Annotated in this window: 22 protein-coding genes; 10 read left to right on the forward strand and 12 right to left on the reverse strand. The window is 63.5% G+C overall.

What is annotated here, in order from left to right:
• Positions 1-37: 37 nt before the first annotated feature.
• The 4 genes from DEM26_RS11090 to DEM26_RS11105 are packed head-to-tail and all read right to left on the reverse strand — an operon-like array spanning position 38 to position 4,330.
• Entirely contained in the window at positions 38-1,243 is a 1,206-nt protein-coding gene (locus tag DEM26_RS11090; RefSeq protein WP_109172418.1) for a beta-ketoacyl-[acyl-carrier-protein] synthase family protein, read from the reverse strand.
• A complete protein-coding gene (locus DEM26_RS11095) occupies positions 1,243-1,524 on the reverse strand; it encodes an acyl carrier protein (RefSeq protein ID WP_088735664.1) in 282 nt (93 codons plus the stop codon). Before DEM26_RS11095 ends, DEM26_RS11090 begins: the two co-directional genes overlap by 1 nt.
• An 8-nt stretch (positions 1,525-1,532) precedes the next feature.
• Positions 1,533-2,633, reverse strand: a complete 1,101-nt coding sequence (locus DEM26_RS11100; RefSeq protein WP_088718818.1) for a UDP-3-O-(3-hydroxymyristoyl)glucosamine N-acyltransferase — start codon at positions 2,631-2,633, stop codon at positions 1,533-1,535.
• Positions 2,634-2,689: 56 nt separating this feature from the next.
• Positions 2,690-4,330 carry a L,D-transpeptidase family protein gene (locus DEM26_RS11105; RefSeq protein ID WP_088718819.1) on the reverse strand — a complete coding sequence of 547 codons (1,641 nt, stop codon included), beginning with the start codon at positions 4,328-4,330 and terminating at the stop codon, positions 2,690-2,692.
• Positions 4,331-4,697: 367 nt separating this feature from the next.
• Here DEM26_RS11105 and DEM26_RS11110 point away from each other — a divergent pair, with 367 nt between their 5' ends.
• Together DEM26_RS11110 and DEM26_RS11115 are read left to right on the forward strand one after the other, a co-directional pair.
• Complete coding sequence (locus tag DEM26_RS11110; protein ID WP_075774621.1) at positions 4,698-5,252, forward strand: YcbK family protein; 555 nt, start codon at positions 4,698-4,700, stop codon at positions 5,250-5,252.
• A 201-nt stretch (positions 5,253-5,453) separates the two neighbouring features.
• A complete protein-coding gene (locus DEM26_RS11115; protein WP_109172419.1) occupies positions 5,454-6,035 on the forward strand; it encodes a DsrE family protein in 582 nt (193 codons plus the stop codon).
• Positions 6,036-6,135: 100 nt separating this feature from the next.
• On the opposite strand, the gene DEM26_RS11120 is transcribed toward DEM26_RS11115, so the two are convergent.
• The 6 genes from DEM26_RS11120 to DEM26_RS11145 form a co-directional block, all read right to left on the reverse strand.
• Positions 6,136-6,489: a cytochrome o ubiquinol oxidase subunit IV gene (locus tag DEM26_RS11120; protein WP_077701192.1), complete on the reverse strand. Its 354-nt coding sequence runs from the start codon at positions 6,487-6,489 to the stop codon at positions 6,136-6,138.
• Entirely contained in the window at positions 6,489-7,103 is a 615-nt protein-coding gene (locus tag DEM26_RS11125) for a cytochrome c oxidase subunit 3 (RefSeq protein WP_199224666.1), read from the reverse strand. Before DEM26_RS11125 ends, DEM26_RS11120 begins: the two co-directional genes overlap by 1 nt.
• Before the next feature lie 8 nt (positions 7,104-7,111).
• Positions 7,112-9,175: a cbb3-type cytochrome c oxidase subunit I gene (locus tag DEM26_RS11130; protein ID WP_088718822.1), complete on the reverse strand. Its 2,064-nt coding sequence runs from the start codon at positions 9,173-9,175 to the stop codon at positions 7,112-7,114.
• A complete protein-coding gene (locus DEM26_RS11135; protein WP_146194457.1) occupies positions 9,172-10,131 on the reverse strand; it encodes a cytochrome c oxidase subunit II in 960 nt (319 codons plus the stop codon). Before DEM26_RS11135 ends, DEM26_RS11130 begins: the two co-directional genes overlap by 4 nt.
• Positions 10,132-10,610: 479 nt before the next feature.
• Positions 10,611-11,258: a Crp/Fnr family transcriptional regulator gene (locus tag DEM26_RS11140; protein WP_075774617.1), complete on the reverse strand. Its 648-nt coding sequence runs from the start codon at positions 11,256-11,258 to the stop codon at positions 10,611-10,613.
• A 201-nt stretch (positions 11,259-11,459) separates the two neighbouring features.
• Positions 11,460-12,188 carry a Crp/Fnr family transcriptional regulator gene (locus tag DEM26_RS11145; RefSeq protein ID WP_233243082.1) on the reverse strand — a complete coding sequence of 243 codons (729 nt, stop codon included), beginning with the start codon at positions 12,186-12,188 and terminating at the stop codon, positions 11,460-11,462.
• A gap of 407 nt (positions 12,189-12,595) precedes the next feature.
• On the opposite strand from DEM26_RS11145, the gene DEM26_RS11150 reads away from it, so the two are divergent.
• Together DEM26_RS11150 and DEM26_RS11155 are read left to right on the forward strand one after the other, a co-directional pair.
• Positions 12,596-12,982, forward strand: coding sequence for a response regulator (locus DEM26_RS11150; protein WP_143597886.1), 387 nt, complete (start codon positions 12,596-12,598; stop codon positions 12,980-12,982).
• 203 nt (positions 12,983-13,185) lie between these two features.
• Positions 13,186-14,703 (forward strand): acetyl-CoA hydrolase/transferase family protein, encoded by a 1,518-nt coding sequence (locus DEM26_RS11155; protein WP_109172422.1) that lies wholly within the window; start codon positions 13,186-13,188, stop codon positions 14,701-14,703.
• A gap of 266 nt (positions 14,704-14,969) precedes the next feature.
• Here DEM26_RS11155 and DEM26_RS11160 read toward each other — a convergent pair whose 3' ends face one another.
• Both DEM26_RS11160 and DEM26_RS11165 read right to left on the reverse strand, forming a co-directional pair.
• Entirely contained in the window at positions 14,970-15,890 is a 921-nt protein-coding gene (locus tag DEM26_RS11160) for a manganese-dependent inorganic pyrophosphatase (protein WP_075774613.1), read from the reverse strand.
• Positions 15,891-16,050: 160 nt separating this feature from the next.
• Entirely contained in the window at positions 16,051-17,052 is a 1,002-nt protein-coding gene (locus DEM26_RS11165) for a TraB/GumN family protein (protein ID WP_077701191.1), read from the reverse strand.
• Positions 17,053-17,250: 198 nt separating this feature from the next.
• On the opposite strand from DEM26_RS11165, the gene groES reads away from it, so the two are divergent.
• From groES to DEM26_RS11195, 6 genes are all read left to right on the forward strand, one after another.
• Complete coding sequence (groES, locus tag DEM26_RS11170; protein ID WP_075774612.1) at positions 17,251-17,538, forward strand: co-chaperone GroES; 288 nt, start codon at positions 17,251-17,253, stop codon at positions 17,536-17,538.
• 65 nt (positions 17,539-17,603) lie between these two features.
• A complete protein-coding gene (gene groL / locus DEM26_RS11175; protein WP_075774611.1) occupies positions 17,604-19,247 on the forward strand; it encodes a chaperonin GroEL in 1,644 nt (547 codons plus the stop codon).
• A gap of 168 nt (positions 19,248-19,415) precedes the next feature.
• Positions 19,416-20,555 (forward strand): hypothetical protein, encoded by a 1,140-nt coding sequence (locus DEM26_RS11180; protein ID WP_109172423.1) that lies wholly within the window; start codon positions 19,416-19,418, stop codon positions 20,553-20,555.
• A 72-nt stretch (positions 20,556-20,627) separates the two neighbouring features.
• Positions 20,628-21,296, forward strand: a complete 669-nt coding sequence (locus tag DEM26_RS11185) for an HAD family hydrolase (RefSeq protein WP_109172424.1) — start codon at positions 20,628-20,630, stop codon at positions 21,294-21,296.
• 5 nt (positions 21,297-21,301) lie between these two features.
• A complete protein-coding gene (locus tag DEM26_RS11190) occupies positions 21,302-22,249 on the forward strand; it encodes a sugar-binding transcriptional regulator (protein WP_088725030.1) in 948 nt (315 codons plus the stop codon).
• 137 nt (positions 22,250-22,386) lie between these two features.
• Entirely contained in the window at positions 22,387-23,706 is a 1,320-nt protein-coding gene (locus DEM26_RS11195) for an ABC transporter substrate-binding protein (protein ID WP_075774607.1), read from the forward strand.
• Positions 23,707-23,717 lie beyond the last annotated feature (11 nt).

The following is a 23,717-nucleotide window of genomic DNA, read 5'->3' on the forward strand; positions in this document are numbered from 1 at the left end:
GTTCAAAGACGCCGTGCCCGATCCGGGCGCGGCGTTTTCATATCGCACGCAGCGCGAGAACCGCGTTGAGCCCACCGAAGGCGAAAGCATTGGACAGCGCCGCGCCGACCTGTGCCTTGCGGGCGGTATTGGGCACGTAATCGAGATCGCAGTCGGGATCGGGTGTGGTGTAATTCGCCGTCGGCGCGATCACCCCGTCGCCAAGCGCCATCAGGCAGGCGATCAGCTCCACCGCCCCGGTGCCGCCGATGCAGTGGCCGTGCAGCGCCTTGGTCGAGGAAACCGCGACCTGATCGGCCGTCGGGCCTAGCGCCGCGCGGATCGCGGCTGTCTCGATCCGGTCATTGGCCGCCGTGCCGGTCCCGTGGGCGTTGATATAGCCGAGTTCTTCAGGCGCCATAGCCGCATCGCGCAGCGCGCCTGAGATCGCCGCGCTCGCCCCCTCGCGCGAGGGCATTACGACGTCACGCGCATCGGAATTCATCGCGAAGCCCGCAATCTCGGCCAAGGGCCGCGCGCCGCGCGCCTCGGCGCTTTCCAGCGCCTCGATCACGAAAACGCCCGCGCCCTCGCCCTGCACCATGCCGTTGCGATCCGCCGAAAACGGGCGGCAGCCATCGGGCGACATCACCCGCAGTCCTTCCCACGCTTTCAGCCCACCGAAATTGAGCATCGCTTCCGAGCCGCCCGCGAGCATCCCCTCGGCCATGCCGGAACGCACCATCTGGAAGGCGAGGCCGATCGCGTGGTTCGAACTGGCGCAGGCGGTGGCGACGGCGAAGCTCGGCCCCTGCAGCCCGTAGCGGATCGAGAGATGTGAAGGCGCGGCATTGCCCATCAGCTTGGGCACCGTCAGCGGGTGAACGCGGTTCTTTTGGTCGGCAAAAACAGCGCGATAGGCGTTGTTCGCGGTGGTGTGTCCCCCGCCCGCCGTGCCGATGATGCAGCCCCAGGACGCGGGATCGGGGGCGCGCTCCAGCCCGGCTTGAGCCATCGCCTCCGCCCCCGCGACCAGCGCGTATTGGGTGAAAGGATCGTATTGCGCGAGCTGCGCCGAGGTGAAGCGGCTGGTGGCATCGAAGCCGTGGATCTGGCCGCCGATGCGAATGCTCAACCGCTCCACATCAGCGAAGGAGAGCGGCCCGATACCGCTGCGCCCCTCCGCCATGGCCGTCTTGGTTGCCGCAACGCCCTCTCCAAGCGCGTTGATCGTGCCCGCGCCCGTGATGACGACCCGCCGCATCAGGCGACGGCGGTCGAGGGTTTGCCACCCGAGACGAGACGCTCCACCGCGCCGACGATCGCCCCGATCGAGGACATGTCGAATTGCGAGGCGGCGGGCTCGTTGGCGTTGAAAGGCACCGAAACGTCGAACGTCTCTTCGATGGCGAAGATCACCTCCACCAGACCGAGACTGTCGAGCCCCAACTCGTCGAGGGTCATTTCGGGCGAAAGCTCGGAGGGCTCACGAAGGGCTTCGCGGGCGATGATCGAGAAAACCTGGTCTTGCACGTCTGACCTCATGTCTGGCGTTACTCCGTGCCGCCTTTTTGCGTGAGTTTCGTAACAGTTTCTCGAAGCTCGGCCATTTGCGCAAACAATCTCGGCAGTCTGCGCAGAGATTTGTTGATCTCGAGCTGCGTTTCCATCTTCACCGCCGGGCTGCCCCAGATCGTGCGGCCCTTCGGCACGTTGGTGTAGATATTGGTCCCGCCCGCCGCGATCACGTCGTCGCCCACGGTGATATTGTCCGACACGCCGCATTGGCCTGCGAGCACCACGCGGTGCCCGATCCGGGTGGAGCCCGCGACACCGACCTGCCCGCAGAGCAGGCAATCCTCGCCGACCTGCACGTTGTGACCGATATGGACGAGGTTATCGAGCTTGCTGCCCGAGCCGATGGCCGTCGCGCGCACGGTGCCACGGTCGATGCAGGTATTGGCGCCGATCTCGACATCGTCGCCGATCTCGACCGTTCCCAGAGAATGGATGCGGGTCCATTTCTGCTCGGTGATCTCTTCGCGCTGCTCGAGCGTTTGGCGGATTTCCTCAACGCCGGAGGGATCGGGCGTGACGAAGGAAAACCCGTCCGAGCCGATCACCGCGCCGGGCTGGCAGACGAACCGGTCGCCGATCACCACCTGCGCGCCGATGCGCACGCCGGCATGGATCAGCGCCTCGGCCCCGATCCGGGCGCCTTCACCGATCGTGACCTGCCCGACGATGCGCGCGCCCGGGCCGATCCGCACGTCCGGCCCGACGATGGTGAACGGACCGATGGCCGCGTCCGCGCCGATCACGGCGGTCGGGTCGATCACGCAGGAGGGGTGAACGCCGGAGGCGATCGAGGGGCCCGGGTCGAAGGCTTTCGACAGCCCCGCCATCGCGAGCCGGGGCCGGGTCACGAAAACCGCGGCCTCGAGCCCGTAGCCGCGCCAATCCGCGCCTTCCCATACCAGCGCGGCGCGGGCCTTCCCGGCTTGCAGACCTTCGGCGTATTTCTCGCTCATCGCCAGCGCGATCTGGTCGGGCCCCGCAGCGGCGGGCTCGGAAGCTCCCGTCACCTCGATCGTCAGGTCGCCTTCGGCGCGGGCCTCCAGCGCCTTAGCGATTTGCTCGATTGTCTGGGACATGGCCGATCCTCTCATGGTCGCTTGGGGGCGGGAGTACCGCCCCCGTTGCCAGAGATTTAGCTGTCCTGCGTACCCAATTCCACCCCGGCCTTTTGCAGCGCGTCGAAGAGGATCGCGTCACGCCCGTAGACGTCGCGGCGATACTCGACATGGCCGGTCGCGGTCGGCCAGGCGGTGAAGTAGGTCAGGTGCACGGGAACGTGCTTTTCCAGCGGCACCACAGTTTCGCGCCCCGAATTGAGGATGCGCTTGAACTCCGCCTCGGGATTGTCGCTTTGCGCGCTCAGAAGGGTATATGCCAGATCGAAGGGGTCGCCGACGCGCACGCAGCCGTGGCTGAACGCCCGCGTCTCTTTCTGGAAGAGCGATTTCGACGGTGTGTCGTGCAGGTAGATATTCCAGCGGTTCGGGAACAGGAATTTCACCAGTCCGAGCGCGTTGCGGCTCGATGGCGGCTCTTTCATCGCGAAGGGGAAGTTGCTCGCATTATAAGCCGCGAAATTCACCGCCGAGCGTGGCACGACCCGGCCTTGGCTGTCGATCAACTGAAGCTGGCTCGCCGCGTTCGGATTGCGCTGCATCTTCGGCAGATATTCCTTGGTCACGATCGAGCGCGGCACATGCCATGCCGGGTTGATGACCATCCGCTCCATTTCGTCGGAGAACTCCGGCGTGCGGCGATCCGAGCTGTTCTGCCCGACCACCGTGACCGAGCGGAAAATTGTCTTGCCATGATCGACCACGCGGACCGAAAAATCGGTGATGTTGACCCAGACGTAGCGTTGCGAGAAATCGATGCCGTTCATCCAGCGCAGACGTTCCATCGCGACGAGGATGGATTTCATCCGCGCCTCCGGGCTCTTGTTCAACTCGCCCAGCGTGCTCGGCCCGGCGATGCCGTCGGTCGCGAGCCCCTGATCGGCCTGGTAGGCCTGCACCGCCTTCTGCATATCGGCGTCGTAACTCGCGCTGGCGGTGCGGCCCAGATAGCCCATCTTCTGCAGCCGGTTCCGAAGCGCGATCACGTCCGGCCCGCTGTCGCCGGGCTCGAGCTTGGAGCCGGGCACCGTCGGCCCCCAGCCACCCGCTTCTATCTGATGCTCCAGATCGAGGCGCGCTTTCACGAGCTGCGCATATTGCGGCATCTGCGGAGCGAGTTCGCGCAGGAACAGCGCGGGGTTCGTCGAGGCCGCGAAGGCAGTGATCCGGGCCTCGGGATCGGCGCGCTTGGGTTCGCGCTTGATATCGGAAATCACGCTGTGCGGATCGAGCACGCCATGCGACAGGTCATGCGCGTAATCGAGGAAGATCTGGCTCATCTTCACTTCGAGCAGACCGCGCTGGCGCTCGGACTGGACGGCGGCGAAGGCGACACGCAGGCCCGCGGGATCGTAATGCGCGGTCGGCAGCCCCTGCAGGCTCGACAGGTCGAGCGCTCGCATGAAGGCGGCGCGGCGATCGGCATCCCCGGCGGCGGTCCAGATCGGTCGGTAATCGCGCGCGGCGTAGAAGGCGGCGAGGGCGGGAGTCTTGGCGGCGGCTTCGGCGACAGCTTGGGTGAATCCCGAGAGTTCGACCCCTGCCAATGGCGACATGGCCCCTTGGGCGGCGATCTGGGCAGTGCCTTGCGCCTGGGCGCCGGCGGCGAGCGTAGCCAGCGCGAAGGCCAGCCCTATCTTACGGAAATTGCGCGTCATGGCGTCTAAACCCCTGCCCGGACCCTTCGTTCCAGATGTTCCAAACTTACCCGCAACTGTCCAGCAAAGCGTTGCCTGCGCGCAACGAATTGAGCCGAGGCCCGAGGAAAGATGCAGGCGCGCAACAGCGCCTTTCCTCCACCCGGGGCCGCGGCCTCGCGCCGCTCCCACATGGCTGTGAGGAGATTTTTACTACCGGCAGGCGAATTTTTGCCGACCCGCCTCGTTATGGCAAAGATGCATCAGTTCCGTTCTTTATCGATTAATCGGTCTATGCCATAAGAAGTGAGAAGTTTGGGTCTACCATCCCTCAACCGCCCGAAACAGGGCGGGCAAATCGAGAGACAGGCGAACACAGGAACTTGCTATGACGACGATTTCCCGGCGCGGCCTTCTGGGCGCATTTGCTGCGACCATGGTGACGGCAGCCCCCACCATGAGTAACGCTTTCGGTCTACTCAAGGGCGCTGGGGATATCCGACGGATCAAGATGTATAACGGTCGTACCGGCGAGACGCTCGACACCGTTTACTGGATCGAAGGCGAGTATATCCCGGACGCGCTGAAGGAAATCACCTACTTCGCCCGCGACTGGCGCACCAACCAGCTGAAAAACATCGACGCGCGCACCGTGGACATCGCGGCGGCCGCACACAACCTGATGGAATCGAACGAACCTTACATGCTGCTCTCGGGCTACCGCTCGCCCAAGACCAACGCGATGCTGCGCGCCCGCTCGAAAGGCGTCGCGAAGAACTCGCTGCACATGAAGGGGCTGGCGATGGACCTGCGGCTGAAGTCGCGCTCGGTCAGCCAGATGTACAAGGCAGCGACCGCCTGCCATGCCGGCGGCGTGGGCAAGTACTCGCGCTCGAACTTCGTGCATATGGATTGCGGTCCGGTGCGGCACTGGGGCTCCTGAGCCCCCCCTTCACCGTCTAGACCACCCTGAACGCCGCTTATTCGAGCGGCGTTTTTCTTTGCGTTCTCGCGCCCGAACCTGCGCTCACAAAAACTGGATCGCGCGTGAGAAATCGTAGAGGAACGTGCGCCCCCGTCTCCGGATTGTCCCTGAGCTGCGATTTCGCAGCCCGAAGGCACCTGCAATCCGAGGAGTTTCCCGATGCGCTATCCCGCCCGCCTCGTCATCCCCTATTTCGCCGCGATCGCGCTTGGCAGCACCATGGCCTATGCCGCCTCGGACGATCCCGGAACCGGCTCCGGTCAGACCGAATGGATCCACCCGGTCGTGAAGGATTACGGCAAGATGCATCCCGTGCCCGATGGCGCGCTGACCCCTGACCCGAAAAAGGACTGGAAGATCGTCTTCGACGTCGGCGGCGACAAGACGATGGAAGACGGCGTGAACGCGGCGCTCTGGCATGTCGCCCGCGCGGTCAACGTCTACGGCAATGCGGGCGTCGACAAGGAGCATCGCAAGTTCGCGGTGGTGCTGCACGGCGCGGCGACCAAGCTCGCCCTCTCGCCGGAAGCGTATAAGAAGAAATTCGGCAACGATGATCCAGACACGAAGCTCAAGAAGGAGCTCGCGGAGGCAGGCGTCACGCTCTACGTCTGCGGGCAGGCGCTGGCCGATCACGGCTTCAGCGAGGATCAGGTCGGGCCGAATGTGGATGTGGCGCTCTCCGCGCTGGCGGCGGTTCCGGTGCTCGAGAGCCAAGGCTACCAGCTTTTCCCGATGTAACCGCGCAGCAAAGGCGGACATGAAAAAACGCGGGCAGTTTTCGCTGCCCGCGTTTCTTTTTGTCTTGGCGGCGCGGGACCGAAGGCCCCGGCCCCTCGGCTCACATGCTGCCGGCGCCCATACCCATCCGGCTTGCCAGATCGGCCAGCACCCAGACGGTGCCCGCGGCCATAAGGATGATGAGCAGGAAGGTGAACAGCACCAGATACAGGTCCGGCCGCGCCTCTTTCGAGAAATCGAGGTGCATGAAGGCCCAGAACTGGATCACCAGCTGCGCGATGCCGAGCAGCCCCACGAGGGACCATGCGACACCGACCGAGAACATGCCGCCCGCGACGATCACGACGCCTGCGAGCGTCAGGACCACCGAGAGGGCGAAGCCCCAGACATAGCGCGCCATGTCGTGCTTGTACTCAGCCGAGTCCATGCCGACGTCGGAGTTGATATAGTCCATCACAGCACCCCCATCAGGTAGACTTTCGTGAACAGCGCGATCCAGACGATGTCCAGCATGTGCCAGAACAGGCCCAGACGCACGAGGCGCGACTTGATCAGGTCGTTCATCCCGAAGGTCTTCATCTGAACCATCAGCAGGATGCCCCAGATGATACCCGAGGTGACGTGCAGACCGTGCAGCCCCACCAGCGAGTAATAGGCGGTCAGGAAGCCCGACACTTGCGGCGTGTTGCCCTCGGTCCAGAACTCGTGGAATTCGTAGAGTTCGATCCCGAGGAAGATCGCGCCGAGCGCCAGCGTCAGGACGAGCCAGCCCACGGTGCGCTTCATCGACGCGCCGTATTTCATCCCCAGCGTGCAGATGCCGAAGGTGAAGGTCGAGATCAGCAGCGCCATCGTCTCGATCGTGGGCAGGCCGAGGCTGAACAGCTCATGCGGGCTCGGCCCGTTCGCGATGCCGTGCCATTCGGCATCGGCGTAGTTGGCGATCATCAGCGAGAAGGCGATGAGATCCGACATCAGGAAGATCCAGAAGCCGAAGATCACCGTGCCCGTCTTGTCGTGATGGCCGTGATCGTGGGAGGCAGCGTGCGCTGCCCCCGTGTTGCTCATAGTTGCACTCATACCTGCGTCTCCATGATCAGGCCGCGGTTCTTGGTGGTGAACTCATCGTCGAGCCGGATTTGCGGCGTGGTTTCGACGAGGCGCTTATGGGCTTCATAGCCCTCGCGCAGTTCTTCCGCAGTGATGGTTTCTTCCCAATCGGTGTCGTAGGAGCGGATCAGCACCAGCACCCACATGGCCACGAAGCCCACCGCCGCGATCAGCCACATCTGGAAGATCATGGCGAACGCGAAGAGCGTCGCGACGAGGCCCACGAGGAAGGGCATACCGGTCGGCTTCGGCAGATGGATGTCGACGAACTCGGTCGGATCCATGATCCGCTTGCCCGCTTCCTTCGCATCGACCCACGGCTCGCGCGAGGTCATCGCGGGAATGGTGGTGAAGTCGTATTCCGGCACCGGGCAGCCCAGCGACCATTCGATACCACGACCGTCCCACGGATCGCCCGCCGGCACCATCAGGCTCTCACGGTTCTTGACCGAGACCCAGATCTGGATGACCTGCGCGGTCAGCCCCGCCAGCACGCAGAGCGCGCCGAGCATCGCGATCACCAGCCACGGGAAGTAGGCCGGCTCGGTGAAGAAGGCCATGCGGCGCGGCGCGCCCATCAGACCGATCGCGTAGAGCGGCATGAAGGCCCCGTAGAAGCCGATCATCCACAGCCAGAAGCTGCGACGGCCCCATTTCTCGTCCAGGCGGAAGCCGAAGCAGAGCGGGAACCAGAAGTTCACGGCCGCGAACATACCGAACAGCAGGCCCGGGATGAGCATGTTGTGGAAGTGCGCCACCAGGAACAGCGAGTTGTGGGTTGCGAAGTCGATCGTCGGGTTGGCGAGCATGACGCCCGTGATCCCGCCGATCACGAAGGTGAAGATGAAGCCGGTGGAGAACAGCATCGCGGTCGAGAACCGCAGCTTGCCGCGCCACATCGTCAGCATCCAGTTGAAGACCTTCACGCCCGTCGGCACGCCGATCGTCATCGTGGCGATCCCGAAGATCGCGTTCAGGTTGGCCGTCTGGCCCATCGTGAAGAAGTGGTGCACCCAGACGGTGAAGGACAACACTGCGATGGCAATGGTGGCCCAGACCAGCGAGGTGTAGCCGTAGATCTTCTTGCCCGAGAAGGTCGGGATGACTTCCGAGAACACGCCGAAGGCCGGCAGGATCAGGATGTAGACTTCCGGGTGACCGAACAGCCAGAACATGTTGGCGAAGTTCATCATGTTCCCGCCTTGGGTGGCGGTGAAGAAGTGGAAGCCCGCCTGACGGTCAAGCGCCAGCATCAGCGAGGCCACCGTCAGCGGCATCATCGCGAAGATCATCAGGATCGCGGTGCACAGCGTCGCCCAGGCGAAGATCGACATGTCGAACAGTTTCATGCCGGGGGCACGCTGCTTGTAGATCGTCACGAGGAAGTTGATGCCGGAAAGCGTCGAGCCCACCGATGTCAGGCCCAGCGACCAGATCCAGTAATCCACGCCCTCGTTCGGCGACAGCTTGATGCCCGTGTAGGGCGGGTAAGCGGTCCAACCGCCGGTCTCGAAGTGACCGACGACGAGCGAGGCCATCACGAGCGCCGCACCGCCGATCGACAGCCAGAGCGAAACCGCGTTCATGAAGGGGAACTCCATGTCGCGCGCACCGATCTGGAGCGGCATGACGACGTTGATGACGCCGGTCAGGAAGGGCATCGCCACGAAGAAGATCATGATCGTGCCGTGGGTCGAGAACAGCTCTGCATGGTGTTCGACCGACAGGAAGCCCGGTGCGGGCGAGACCTGCTGGGCGCGCATCACGACCGCCTCAAGCACGCCGCGGATCAGCATGATCAGGGCAAGAACGATGTAGATGACGCCGATCTTCTTGTGATCGAGCGTAGTGATCCAGTTGGACCAGAGCGGTTTCCACCAGCCTTTGACGGTCAGCAGAACCATGACCGCGAGCGCGCCGAGCACGACGACGCCGCCGGCGCCGGCCGCGATCCCGGTGGACAGAGACGGCTCCGTAAAGAAGGGAACGATGAAGATATCGTTCCAGTCGAGACTACCAAGAATACTCATTGCGCGTCCCCTTGAGGTTGAATTTGCGAGACATGCAGCTCGTCGCGGATCGCGTCATCGATCTGTTTCTGCTCGGGCGCGTTGTCGGGAAGGATGGCGGCGCCACCATCGGTCAGCATGTCGGGGTTCATAGCCACCTTGTCCCAGAAACCGGTCTCCGGCGGCTCGAAGAGTTCAGGCCCCGACCAGGTCGCGGTTTTCTTGAACTGCTTCTCGAGCTGGGCGAAGGGGTGCTTGGGCTCTTGCAGGAAGGCGTTGAACTGATCCTGGCTCACCACGTCCACTTCGAACTTGTTGAGCGGGAAAGCCGCGCCGTTGAACTGGCTATTGAAGCCATAGGTCTGCGACGGGTTCTCCGAGGTGGTCAGGTTCATCTTCGTCTTCATGCCGGGCATCGCGTAGATCTGGCCCGCGAGACGCGGAATCCAGAAGCTCTGCATCGCGCCGGTCGCGGTCAGGTCGAACTCGACCGGGGTGTTCTCGGGAAGAACCAGCCGGTTCACGGCGGCGACCTTGCCGGGATAGATGAACATCCATTTCCACTCGGAACCGATGACCTTCACATGCATCGGGTCCTTGCCCGTCGGCTTGTAGGGGTCTTCGCCCTGCACGTGGCCCCAGGTGAGCCAGCCGACGATGAGGAAGGTGAGCGTGGCACCGCCCCAGATCACGACTTCCGCCCCAACCGAGTGTGCCCAGTTCGGGTCGTACTTGCCCTTGCCGCCACGGCGGCGATAGCGCATCGCGATCCACGGCGTACCGATCAGGATCGGCAACGTGATGGGCAGCATCCAGAGAAAGAAGCTGATCAAGTGCGCGCGTTCTCCGGCCGCGACCGGCCCGAGCGGGGTCATCACCCCGTTCTCCGCGCAACCTGACAGCCATGCAGCCGCGACGGTCAACAGGACCGGGGCAGCGAGGCGGCTGGGCCGCTTGTAGATTTTTTCAAACAACACGGAAATACCTTTCCTATTCCCTCTTCTTGGCGCGGGGGCATAGGGGTCTCTCGGGGGAGGCCGCGAGGGCTCCCATCCCGCGCGTTGCCTTCCACTCTAGGGCAGCGCCCTTGAGGTCAATCGGTCTTGACAAATTGTCGCAGGAACAGCCGCAAACATATGAAATATATGCACAATTTCCATCACAGTCCTGCGACACACGAAAAAATTCCCAATAAATAAAGGGGGTTGGGCTTGAACGCGCGCATCGAAACACAGGGGCAAACGGGCCAATCTCTCGCGCTTGTGATACGGCGGTGAGCGATCCGTGAGCAAAATGAGCAACTTAGCCGATCACGCGCGCTTGAGGTCACGCCGGATGTGAGGGGCGTCGCCGGGTGCGGGACTCGCTTTGGAAGCCGGATCTGGCCCTCCTGGGCGCTGTGTCGGACCGGCGCCAAACAAGGTCGCAGCGCGTCGTTTGGGCGACAGGGAAGAGCTTAGAGAGCGGCCGCCCGACGCAGCGCCGGAAGCGAGGAAATCCGTACGCGCCCGCCGGAGATGCGGAAGAGCCCCTGATCGCGCAGACGGCGGATCGTCTTGTTGGTATGCACCAGCGAGAGCCCGAGGGAATCTGCCACGACCTGCTGGGCGAAGGGGAACGGGGCGCTGTCCTTCTCGATCAGACCGACCGCCTCGGCGCGCTCCCATGCGTGCATCACGAACCAGGCGATGCCCTCGTTGGCGTTGCGCTGCCCGACGGAGGCCAGCCAGCCCGAAAGCCGCGTCAGTTCGCGCGTCATCAGCCAAAGAAGCGCAGTGTCGCGATCTGGGCCGTTGATCGCGGGTTGGCGCAGATCGGCCGGATCGAAGCTCGACAGTATCACCGGCGTGAGCGCCTCGTAGTAACTCGCCCCGGGGCCGTGCAGCACGCTCGTGAGGCCGCAGAGATCGCCGGGATAAACCAGCGCCTCGACCTGCCGACGCCCGTCTTCGATCAGAGTATAGCGCATGGCGATGCCGCGCTCGATCCGCGCGATCAGCGGCGTGGACTCGGGCAGAAGCGCCGCGCCCACGGGCACCGCGCGTTGCGAATGGGAAACGTCCGCCAGATTGGCGAAGTCAGATTTTCGAGACAGGTCTTCCAAGCTTGCTCGGTTCCGTTTTGTTAACTTATTCGAGGAAAGCCAGCATCTGCCGCGAAACCGATGAACGCGCTACGTCATAGGACATCGCTGCAGATCTTTTCCGGTATTCCTCGGCGTCACCCTGCGAAAAATCGCTTTTCGCCTATGTGAAAAGCTTCGAGAATCGGTGTGCGGCTGCGGTCGGGCTGGGGAATTACGCCACTACAAATAGTAGCGTGGCTTCCCGGCTCCGAGCTCGACGACTCCTATGTCGGCGAGCTTTTCCAGATCTGGCAGTTGGAGAATCCCCTGCGCCCACTGAACCAACCCTTCGCTGCGCAGGCGGGCGAGGGTCTTGTTGGTGTGAACCAGGGACAGCCCAAGCGCATCCGCAAGATCCTGCTGGCGGACGGGGAATGGCATCTTGCCATCGCGCACCAGCCCGGTCTGCATGCCGCGCTCGTAGAGCGTCACGAAGGCCCATGCGAGTGCCTCGCGCGCCGAGCGCTGGCCAACCGTCACCAGCGCATCGCCGAGGAAATGCTCTTCGCGCGCGACCTGCCATGTCAGCATCATCGCGCGCTGCGGCATTTTCGAGAACAGTTCCCAGACCTGTCTGCGGTCGAATACGCTGAGCTTCACCGGCGTCAGCGCCTCGGTCGTATGCGAGGCCACTCCCATCATGATCGCGTCGAGACCGATCAGATCGCCGGGAAAGAGGAAATTGAGCACCTGCCGCCGTCCGTCTTCCAGCATCCGGTAGCGCATCGCCTGACCCTCGAGCAGAGTGAAAAAGCGCTGCGGCTCGTTCCCTTCCATCACCACGGCCTGGCCCGAGGGCATCCGCAGCTCGCCCGCCCGGGCGGCTTCAGTGATCGCTTCTTCACCCGGATCCGGCGCCATGAAGGCGGGATTATCGACGAAGGGGCAATTTCTACAGTTACTTGTCATGCCTTGGCTCACTTTTGCGTCATAAGGCAACGCGGATGGCCTTGGCGGGTTCCTTTCGATCTTCGGGAGGAAGCGAGTGTTTCCCGATATTTGCCTCACGTTTCCGCCGACAGGCGTTCACGATGCTTTGTAGAGCCGGAAACAAGCGGCTAGACGAATTGCGAAGGTATGTCATAGTTAAATGACCCCGAAGATTATGACGTGCATTAAGGTTCACGAGGCCTCTCAGCGCACCGTCGACCGGGACTGACGCCTAAATTTCAGATGCGACGCCGGATCAACTACGATCCCTTCCCCCCTTCGAACGCAGTTATCTGCAAGGACAGGATGCTGATGCCCCGGAATATCCAGCACGAACGAAGCGAGAATCGCGCAAGCGATGCCCGCCGCGCGGCTAGGCGGTCCTCGTGACTCTTTGTGCGCCACCTCGGATCGACGGCACCGCGCTGGTTCTCGAAGACGCAATGATCGTGGCCTATGACGCGGCCGCGATGCTAAGCGAATTCGGTGCGCGCGACGTGGTCATCTTCGGCACCGTCGATGAAGCGTTGCAGCACATCGCTGGCGGCAACGATATCTCGATGGCGCTGCTCGACATCAATCTCGGCGACGAAACCTCGCTGGAAGCTGCCAAGGCGCTGCGCGAACGCGCGGTGCCAATCCTCTATTCGACCGGCTATGATGAAAAATCCGTGATGATGGATGGTTTCCCTGAAGGCAAAATACTGATCAAGCCCTTCACCGACGACGATTTCGCCCAAGCCCTGATTTCGATGGGGTTTGTCGAAGCCTGATCTCAACGCTCCCGGCCCCAAAATCTACGCCATGCGCCCAGCGACATCAGTCATGCGTCCATCGCATACCGGCCAAACATGGACATCCCGCGCAACCTCGCGTTCCTCGTCAGCGGAACACGAGGTCGCGCGGCGATGCGAGGCAGAGAGGAGCCCCGCTCCGCGCCATCGCGACCGAACCATCGCGAAGGAGGCGCTTGCTCATGAACCACACGATCCGCAAAGCCCATGCCGGGCTCGCCGCCAAGGTGATGTCCGCCGAAGACGCCGCCGCCCTGATCGACAATGGCGCGACGATCGGCATGTCGGGCTTCACCGGCTCGGGCTATCCCAAGGCGGTGCCGATGGCGCTCGCTTCCCGGATCGAGGCCGAGCACGCGGCGGGCCGCCCGTTCAAGGTGAAGATCTGGTCGGGCGCTTCGACGGGCCCCGAGCTGGACGGCGCTCTGGCCAAGGCCGACGGGATCGAATTCCGCCTGCCCTACAATTCCGACCCGATCGCGCGCGAGCGGATCAATGCGGGTCAGATGAAATATTTCGACATGCACCTGAGCCAGGTCGCGCCGATGGCGTGGATGGGGTTCATGGGCAAGCTCGACACGGCGGTGATCGAGATTTCCGGCTTCACCGAGGACGGCAAGCTGATCCCGTCGAGCTCGGTCGGCAATAACAAGACGTGGCTCGACTGCGCTGACAAGATCATCCTCGAAGTGAACCGCTGGCAGTCACCGATGCTGGAGGGGATGCATGACATCTATTACGGCACCGCCCTGCCCCCGAACCGCGTGCCGATCCCGCTGGTGAAGCCTGACGACCGCATCGGCCAGACCTATTTCGAGGTCGATCCCGAGAAAGTCGTGGCCGTGGTCGAGACCGACGCGCCCGACCGCAACGCGCCCTTCAGCCCGCCCGATGCGGTGGCCGAGGCGATTGCGGGCCATATCCTCGACTTTCTCGGCAACGAGGTGAAAAAGGGCCGCCTGCCACGCGGGCTGCTGCCGCTGCAATCCGGCGTGGGCAACGTGCCGAACGCGGTGATGGCCGGGCTGATCGAGGCCCCCTTCGACCAGATGACCGCCTTCACCGAGGTCATTCAAGACGGGATGCTCGACATGATCGAGGCGGGCAAGCTGCGCATGGCCTCGGCTACCGCCTTTTCGCTCTCGCCCGAGAAGGCGCAGTATTTCAACGACAACGCCGCCTATTTCCGCGACAAGCTGATCCTGCGCCCGCAGGAAATCTCGAACCATCCAGAGCTGGTGCGCCGATTGGGCTGCATCGCGATGAACGGGCTGATCGAAGCGGATATCTATGGCAACGTGAACTCGACACATGTGATGGGCTCGAAGATCCAGAACGGCATCGGCGGTTCGGGCGATTTCGCGCGCAACGGCTATGTCTCGATCTTCATGACTCCGTCGGTCGCCAAAGGTGGTAAGATTTCGGCGATCGTGCCGATGGCCGCCCATGTCGATCACATCGCGCAGGACGTGCAGGTAATTGTGACCGAGCAGGGTCTGGCCGATCTGCGCGGGCTGTCTCCGAAGCAGCGTGCCGAGACGATCATCGAGACCTGCGCCCATCCCGCCTATCGCCCGATGCTGCGGGACTATTTCGAGCGCGCCAAGAAGGGCAGCTTCGCCAATCATGCCCCGAACCTGCTGGGCGAGGCGCTGAGCTGGCACCAGCGGTTTGTCGAGACGGGGACGATGGAGGAATGAGGCACTGAGGGGCGGGCCTGAGCCTCGGTTGGGCGCTTCGATCGGCGGGTGGCTTGGCAGTTTATCTCGCAAGCCCGAAGATCGGTCGTGCACGCGATGACACCGCCAATGCGCCCTCCCGGGGGAGGCTCGGGCGCGGCCCGGGGCTGGTCGCCCCGCGCCAGAGCAAAATGCTCCCGCTTCGCGATTGCGCCCGAACTGGGCGACCAAATAAGAAAAAGGGGCGCCCGACCGGACACCCCTTCCCTATCTCAAATCCCGAAAGCTCAGACCTTGAGCGACGGGATGATCTGCTTCTTGCGGCTCATAACGCCGGGCAGCACCACCGTGTCGCCCTCGACCGTGGCGTCGAAGCTCTTCTCGGCCACGCCCTTCACCAGATCGTTCGGCACCAGCAGCGTCGCCTCTTCCTTCAGGATGTCGATCACGAACAGGAGCACCTGATCGACGCCGTCTTCCTTCGCGACCTCTTCCATCGAGGTCATCAGCGAGGCCTTCCGGTCCAGCACCATCTTCGGCGCGGTGGTCTCCAGCACGGAAACGCGGAAGGTCGTGCCGTCGACCGGGTATTCCTTGGAATCCATCCGCAGCAGTTCTGCATCGGTGAAGGCGGAGACGTCCGATTTCGCTTCGAACATCTTCTCGGCCAGCTCGTGCATGTCGATGCCCAGATCGCTCGCCAGCGCGTCGCAGACGGCGCGGTCGTGATCGGTCGTGGTGGGCGAGCGGAATTCCAGCGTATCCGACAGGATGCAGCTGAGCATCGCGCCCTTGATGCCGCGCGGCGCTTTCGCCACGTCGTCGCCCATCAGATCGTAGAGGATGGTCGCGGTGCAGGCGAGCGGGCGCATCGTGATGTCGATCGGACCCTTGGTCTCGATCCCGCCGGTCAGCTTGTGGTGATCGATGATCTGGATGACGTTGGCCGCGTTGATACCGCTCGGCAGCTCGGCGGGGTTGTTGGTGTCGACGACGACCACGTCCTCGCCTTCTTCCACGTCAGAGATGATCTCGGGCTTGTCGAGGCCCCAATGCTCGATGACGAAAGCCGCCTCGGTATTGGGCTCTCCCAGCAGGCAGGGCTTGGCCGGGGTGCCTTTGACTTCGTTGAGATACCACGCCCAGGCAATGGGCGAGCCGGTCGAGTCGGTGTCGGGGGCCTTGTGGCCGAAAACCTTAATCGTCATGGGGAGATCCTCTCGGATAATCAACTGTCGGCGCAGGTTATAGGCGCTGTGTCTGGGCTTGTCACCTAGGGGTCTGGCGATGCGGAAAGAGCCGCAAGCGAGCAACCGGACAGGCGCGGACCGGGGCGGGTCGCCCCGGGGCAAACTGCATTTCGACGTCTCAGCTATCGAGCCGCTCGATGCTCCAGCCGTCCTTCTCGAGCAACCGCAACAACCCCTCTTTACCCGAAAGGTGCAGCGCGCCCACCGCGACCACGACCGGCCCCTGCTTCGCCGCGGCTTCGATCTTGGGCAGCCAGTTGCGGTTGCGGGCGACCATCAGCAGATCCTCGGAGAGCTTCATCTGGCGCTCGACCTCATCGGCATTCATGCCTGCCGTGACGGCCTGTTCGCGCGCCAGTTCCCAGATCAGGCGCGGTTCGCCCCGGAAATAGAGATCGCCCATCGTCACGCCCATATCGTCAGCCAAGGGCGCGCCGATCACTGCCGCGCGGAGCATTTCCAGCGCCTCGGTCTCGGTGATGCCGTTGAACAGCTTGAAGACAGTGTCCCACGGCTCCAGCGCCTCGACCGGCACGCCGTCGGCCTCGGCCTGCGTCATTACCTGCAGGTCCAGACCGCCCTCCCCCTTGGCGAGCTCGGCCGTGGCACAGGGCGGCAGCGACAGCGTCATCGCGACGAAAGCGGGGCGCATCTTGGCGGCGAGGAAAGCGGGCATCCCATGGGCCGCGAGCGCCGCCTTGGTCATGTTCCAGTCCTGCTCGGACATCATCTGTGGCAGGGTCTTGCCGGTCGAGAACATCAGCGTCGGGTCGGTCTGGATCGCGTGCTCCAGCCGCGCCTGCTCGTCCGGGCCCGCCTCCACCAGCAGCCGCGACGCTTTCTCGAGCGCCTTCGAGAGCGCCCCGACCAGCTTGTCATGACGCGGATCGGGAAGATGGTAGGTGCCGGCCAGCGTGATCTTTTCCGTACCCTTGGTTGCAGAGAACAGCAATCCGCGAGAGAAGGGCGCGGAATCGGCGGCGGCGGTCAGCGCCTCCTGCTCGGCCTTGGGCAGCGCGTCAAAGATATTCGTGCCGCGGCACTCCGCCCATGCGGGTAGTGCGAGGCAGAGAGAAAGCGCGGGGGCCAGCAAAGGCCGAAGGAGCTTGGCGAATTTCATGAGGGCGAGAGTGCCACGCGATATGCGTTCCGCATAGAGGCGAAATCGCCGCGCCCCGATCGTTCGAATTGACGCAAAAAATTCGCTTTTCGGTTATTGACAGCCGCCCGCCTCAGTGACTAACTCCGCCATCGTTAGCACTCACCAATAACGAGTGCTAAAAGTTTTCGAACCTGGAACCTTTAGGGAGTGACCCAGATGGCATTCAAACCGCTTCATGACCGTGTGCTGGTCAAGCGCGTGGAGAGCGAAGAAAAAACCAAGGGTGGCCTGATCATCCCCGACAGCGCGAAGGAAAAGCCCGCAGAGGGTGAAGTCGTCGCAGTGGGTGACGGCGCGCGCAAGGAATCGGGCGAGCTGATCGCACCGGGCGTCAAAGCTGGCGACCGCGTTCTCTTCGGCAAGTGGTCGGGCACGGAAGTGACCCTCGACGGCGAAGAGCTGCTCATCATGAAAGAAAGCGACATCATGGGCATCATCTCGTAAGGCGCCCTGCCCTTACCGAGATGCCCTGATATCCCAAGAACAACTCAGTCAAGGAGCCAACAAACATGGCAGCCAAGGACGTGAAATTCTCCACCGACGCCCGCGATCGTATGCTCGACGGCGTCAACATCCTCGCCGACGCGGTGAAGGTCACGCTGGGCCCGAAAGGCCGCAACGTCGTCATCGAAAAGTCGTTCGGTTCGCCGCGCATCACCAAAGACGGTGTGTCGGTCGCCAAAGAGATCGAACTTTCGGACAAGTTCGAGAATATGGGCGCGCAAATGGTGAAAGAAGTCGCCTCGCGCACCAATGACGAGGCTGGCGACGGCACCACCACCGCCACCGTGCTCGCTCAGGCGATCGTCAAGGACGGCCTGAAAGCCGTGGCCGCTGGCATGAACCCGATGGACCTCAAGCGCGGCATCGATCTCGCGACCTCGAAAGTCGTCGACGCGATCAAGAGCGCTGCTCGCCCGGTCAAGGACTCGGACGAAGTCGCTCAGGTCGGCACCATCTCGGCGAACGGCGAAGAAGCCATCGGCAAAATGATCGCCAACGCGATGCAGAAAGTCGGCAATGACGGCGTCATCACCGTGGAAGAAGCCCGCGGCATGGAGACCGAAGTCGAAGTCGTCGAAGGTATGCAGTTCGACCGTGGCTACCTGTCGCCCTACTTCGTGACCAACCCCGACAAGATGGTCGCGGAACTCGAAGACTGCTACATCCTGCTCCACGAGAAGAAACTCTCGTCGCTGCAGCCGATGGTGCCGCTCCTCGAGCAGGTCATCCAGTCGCAAAAGCCGCTCCTCATCATCGCTGAAGACGTCGAAGGCGAAGCGCTCGCGACCCTCGTGGTCAACAAGCTGCGCGGCGGCCTTAAGATCGCAGCCGTGAAAGCACCGGGCTTCGGCGACCGCCGCAAGGCCATGCTGCAGGACATCGCGATCCTGACCGGCGGCCAGGTGATCTCGGAAGACCTCGGCATGAAGCTCGAGAACGTCGGCATGGACATGCTGGGCACCGCCAAGAAGGTGAGCATCACCAAGGACGACACCACCATCGTCGAAGGCGCTGGTGACAAGGCCGAGATCGAAGCGCGCGTCAGCCAGATCCGCACCCAGATCGAGGAAACCACCTCGGACTACGACCGCGAGAAGCTGCAAGAGCGCGTCGCGAAACTGGCCGGTGGCGTGGCTGTCATCCGCGTCGGCGGCATGACCGAAGTCGAAGTGAAAGAGCGCAAGGACCGTGTGGACGACGCTCTGAACGCGACCCGTGCGGCCGTTCAGGAAGGCATCGTTGTCGGCGGTGGCGTCAGCCTCGTTCAGGGCGCGAAAGTGCTCGCCGGTCTCTCCGGTGCGAACTCCGACCAGGAAGCCGGTATCGCGATCGTCAAGCGCGCCCTCGAAGCGCCGCTGCGTCAGATCGCAGAGAACGCCGGTGTGGACGGTGCTGTCGTGGCCGGCAAGGTCCGCGAGAGCGACGACCTGAACTTCGGCTTCAACGCGCAGACCGAAGAGTACGGCAACATGTTCGAGTTCGGCGTGATCGACCCGGCGAAAGTGACCCGCACCGCGCTCGAAGACGCGGCCTCGGTTGCTGGCCTGCTGATCACCACCGAAGCGATGATCGCCGAGAAGCCGGAGCCGAAAGGCGCTGGCGGTGCCCCCGACATGGGCGGCATGGGCGGCATGGGCGGCATGATGTAATCAGCCGTTCCCGCTTCAGGGATCTATGGGAAGGGGCGCTCCGGAAGGGGCGCCCCTTTTCACATGCGTAAATCGCAGGTTTTTATGCCCGTATTGAGCTATGTCACGTGGCCGTGAACGATTGGTGTTACACTTCCCCATCGTCAATTTCGCTGGAAGGCCCCGGTTATGTCGCGCAATTTCCTCGTCAAATCCCTCGCCTGCCTCGCTGTCGCTCTGGCCGCCTCGGTCGCGGCGGCCGAGGAAACTCAAGACTGGCGCTTCGGCGGCGACGCCTATCTCGCGGGCCGAACCGTGAGTGCCACGGGTGAGAACATCCACGATCTTTTCGCCGCTGGTCAGCACGTCACTATGGGTAGCCCGATCACGGGCGCGGCGCATCTCGCGGGCCAGAATATCGTGATCGGCGCACGGGTGGGCGGCGACCTTTATGCGGCGGGTCAGGATATCGACCTCGCGGCCCCGGTCGCGGGTGCGGCGACGCTCGCGGGTCAGGCGCTCACCGTCAAGGGAACGATCTCGGGCAACCTGCGCGCGATGGGGCAGCAGGTTCGGCTCGAGGCTCCTGTCGCGGGCAGCGCGGTCATCGGCGCCGACGAGGCGCTGATCGACGCCGAAATTTCGGGCGATCTCGTGCTGGGAACAAAGACCGTCACCTGGGGCGATGGCGCGACGGTCACAGGCAAGGTTCAGGTCTATACCGACACGCCCGGTGAGGTGACCGTCCCCTCCAGCGTCGCCCCGGCCGAACGGGTGAGCATTCATCAGGCGAAGGAATTCGAAGAGGCGAAGGCACGCCCTGCCCCGGCGCGCAATTACCTGATCGAGATCCGCGACTGGCTGGGCGGCGTGCTCGTGGTCGGGATCGTGGCCACGCTTCTCGCGGTCTTCGCGCCGGGCTTGATGGACCGCATGCGCCGGCGCAGCCTCGCCCATCCCTTGCGCGCGGGCCTTGCGGGGTTCGTCGGGCTCTCGGCGCTCGTGGGGTCGATCTTGCTGCTTGCGATGACCGTGATCGGGCTGGTGCTGGTGCCGTTCTCGCTGCTCGGAGTGCTGGTGCTGGGCTTCGGCGGCTATATCGTGGGGATCTGGGTCATCGGCGCGTGGTTGCATGATCTGATCGGGCGCGGCCAGCCGGTCACGCCGGGCGAATGCGCCCTCGCGGCGTTCGGTGGCGCGGCGATCGGCGCGCTGATCTGGATCATCCCGTGGGTCGGTTGGCTCGGCGTGATGGCGGTCTTCCTGTTCGGCGCGGGCGCGATCGTGCTTCGGGTGACCGGGATCGGTGCGCAGGAGGCCATGGTCTGACAGACCGTTCCCGCCTCTGGCCATCCCCGGTTTCGCACGCTATCGCTGCGCGAATGACAGGGGGGAGGAACCATGACCGATCTGGTGATTTTCGACTGCGACGGGGTGCTGATCGATTCCGAGATCATTTCGGCGCAGATGCTGATCGACGAGCTGGCCACGCTGCAGGTGAATATCGACCTCGATTACGTCGCGCTCCATTTCCTTGGCCGGTCCTATCCCACGGTGATGAAGCAGATCCGCTCCGAGTTCGGGCTTGATCTTCCGGAGGAGTTCGAGGCGCAGTATCGCGCGCGTCTGCTCGACGCGTTCGAGCGGGACCTGCGGGTGACTCAGGGCGTGGCCGATGTGCTGGATGTACTCGACGTGCCATGGTGCGTGGCCACGTCGTCGAGCCTGCCGCGCGCCGAACGCTCGCTGGAAATCGCAGGCCTGCGCGACCGGGTGGGCGATCGGCTGTTCACGGCGAGCGAGGTCGCCCATGGAAAGCCCGCACCCGACCTGTTCCTGCACGCGGCGGAGAAGATGGGCGCGGCCCCTGCCCGCACGCTGGTGATCGAGGACAGCCTCAACGGCATTCGTGCAGGGCTTGCGGCGGGGATGGAAGTCTGGCGTTTCACCGGCGGCAGCCATCTAGCCGGGCGCGACCTGACGCCGCCCGAGGATGCCCGTCCGCATCGCGAATTTGCGCATTTCACCGAGTTCTTCCAGAATGGACTCATCAGGGAGAAAGAGTCGTGAGCCGTATGAATGAGGCCGAAACTTCGCGCGATGACGAGGCGGCACGGGCCGGATGGCTCTATTACGTCGGCGGCATGACGCAGGACCAGATCGCCGCCGAACTTGGCGTGTCGCGCCAGCGCGCGCAGCGGCTGGTGAGCCGCGCGGTTTCAGAAGGACTGGTGCGGGTGCGGATCGAGCACAAGATCGGCGCCTGTCTGGAACTGGAAGCGGCGCTGATGCGTCGCTTCGGGCTGCAGACGGTGCGCGTCGCGCCGTCGCTGGGTGAACGCGGCGACCCGGCCACGGCCACCGCCGCTTTCGCCGCCACGCTTCTCGAACGGATCCTCGCACGGTCCGAGCCGCAGGTGATCGCCTTCGGGACGGGCCGCTCGCTCTCTGCGATGGTGAACGAGGTGATGCAGCGCCCCGCGACCGAGCACAAGATCGTCTCGCTGATCGGCAACATCGCCCCGGACGGTTCTGCCTCGTTCTATGACGTCATCATGCGGATGGCCGACAAACTGCGCCTGCCGCATTATCCGATGCTGGTTCCGGTGATCTCGGAAACGGTGGAGGAACGTGCGATGTTCGACCGGCTCAAGCCGGTGCAGGCCGTGAAGCGGCTCGCGGCGGAGGCGGATGCGACCTTCGTCGGCGTCGGCCAGCTGGGCGAGGACGCGCCGGTGCACAAGGACGGCTTCGTCACCCTCGCCGAACTCGAGGAGCTGCGCGCGGCGGGCGGCGTGGGCGAGCTCGTGGGCTCGTTCTACGATGCGCAGGGCAACTACATCACCACTCCCACCACGACGCGTTTCGGCTCGTTCCGGATCGAGCCCAAGCGCGACGCCCCGGTGATCGGCATCGCCGCTGGCAGCTCGAAACTGGTCGCGATTCGTGCCGCTCTGGAAGGCGGGCTTCTCAACGGGCTCGTGACCGACGAGCCGACGGCTCAGGCCCTGTTGGAAGACTGACGCCGAAACAAGGCGTTAGAGACGGCGTTCATAATAAATCAAGACATCGCAGTAATTCTTGATTGACAGCTTGGGTTCTGTTTGTGAATATTTTCTCACAGTTTGGGCATATGCTCAGACCGCAAGGGAGGAAATCTATGACTTATACGATCCGGGCGCTCATGGGCGCCTGTGCTCTCGGCGCGCTTGCGACTGCTGCGGCAGCCGAGACCACCATCACCGTCGCAACCGTGAACAACGGCGATATGGTCCGCATGCAGGGCCTGATGGACGACTTCTATGCCGAGCATCCCGACATCAAGGTGGAATGGGTCACGCTGGAAGAGAACGTCCTGCGCCAGAAGGTCACCACCGACATCGCCACCAAGGGCGGCCAGTTCGACGTGCTGACCATCGGCACCTACGAGGTTCCGATCTGGGGCAAGCAGGGCTGGCTCGTGCCGCTCGACGGCATGCCCGACAGCTATGACGTGAACGACCTGCTGCCGCAGATCCGCAAGGGCCTTACCGTGGATGGCAAGCTCTATGCAGCGCCCTTCTACGGCGAAAGCTCCTTCGTGATGTATCGCAAGGACCTGATGGAAAAGGCCGGGATGGAAATGCCCGAGAAGCCGACCTGGTCCGACATCGAAAAAGCCGCTGCCGCGATGACCGACAAGGACAATGAAGTCTACGGCATCTGTCTGCGCGGCAAGGCCGGTTGGGGCGAGAACGCCGCCTTCCTGACCACGATGGACAACTCGATGGGCGGACGTTGGTTCGACGAGAACTGGCAGCCGCAATTCAACACGGCCCCGTGGAAAGAGACCATGTCGCGTTACCTCGACATGATGAACAAATACGGCCCGCCCGGCGCGTCGGCCAACGGCTTCAACGAGAACCTCGCACTGTTCCAGCAGGGCAAATGCGGCATGTGGATCGACGCCACGGTGGCTGCGTCCTTCGTGACCAACCCCAAGGACTCGACCGTGGCCGACAAGGTCGGCTTCGCGCTCGCGCCGAACAAGGAAGGCGTCGACAAGCGCGCGAACTGGCTCTGGGCCTGGTCGCTGGCGATTCCGGCGGGCACCCAGAAGGAAGACGCCGCGAAGACCTTCATCGAATGGGCGACCTCGAAGCACTATACCGAGCTCGTGGCCGAGAAAGAGGGCTGGGCGAACGTGCCCCCGGGCACCCGTACCTCGCTCTACGAGAACCCGAAATATCTCGAAGCGGCCCCCTTCGCGAAGCTGACGCTGGACTCGATCAACGCGGCTGACCCGACCAATCCGACGGTCGACCCGGTTCCCTATACCGGCGTCCAGTTCGTCGCGATCCCCGAGTTCCAGGCGATCGGCACCGCCGTCGGCCAGCAGTTCTCGGCTGCGCTCGCAGGGCAAATCTCCGGCGATCAGGCACTGCAAAACGCACAGAGCCTGACCGAGCGCGAGATGAAGAAGGCCGGTTACATCAAGTAACCAGGCCCCTC

Origin of the sequence: Thioclava sp. NG1 (genome assembly GCF_003122275.1) — a bacterium.
Taxonomy (GTDB): domain Bacteria; phylum Pseudomonadota; class Alphaproteobacteria; order Rhodobacterales; family Rhodobacteraceae; genus Thioclava; species Thioclava nitratireducens.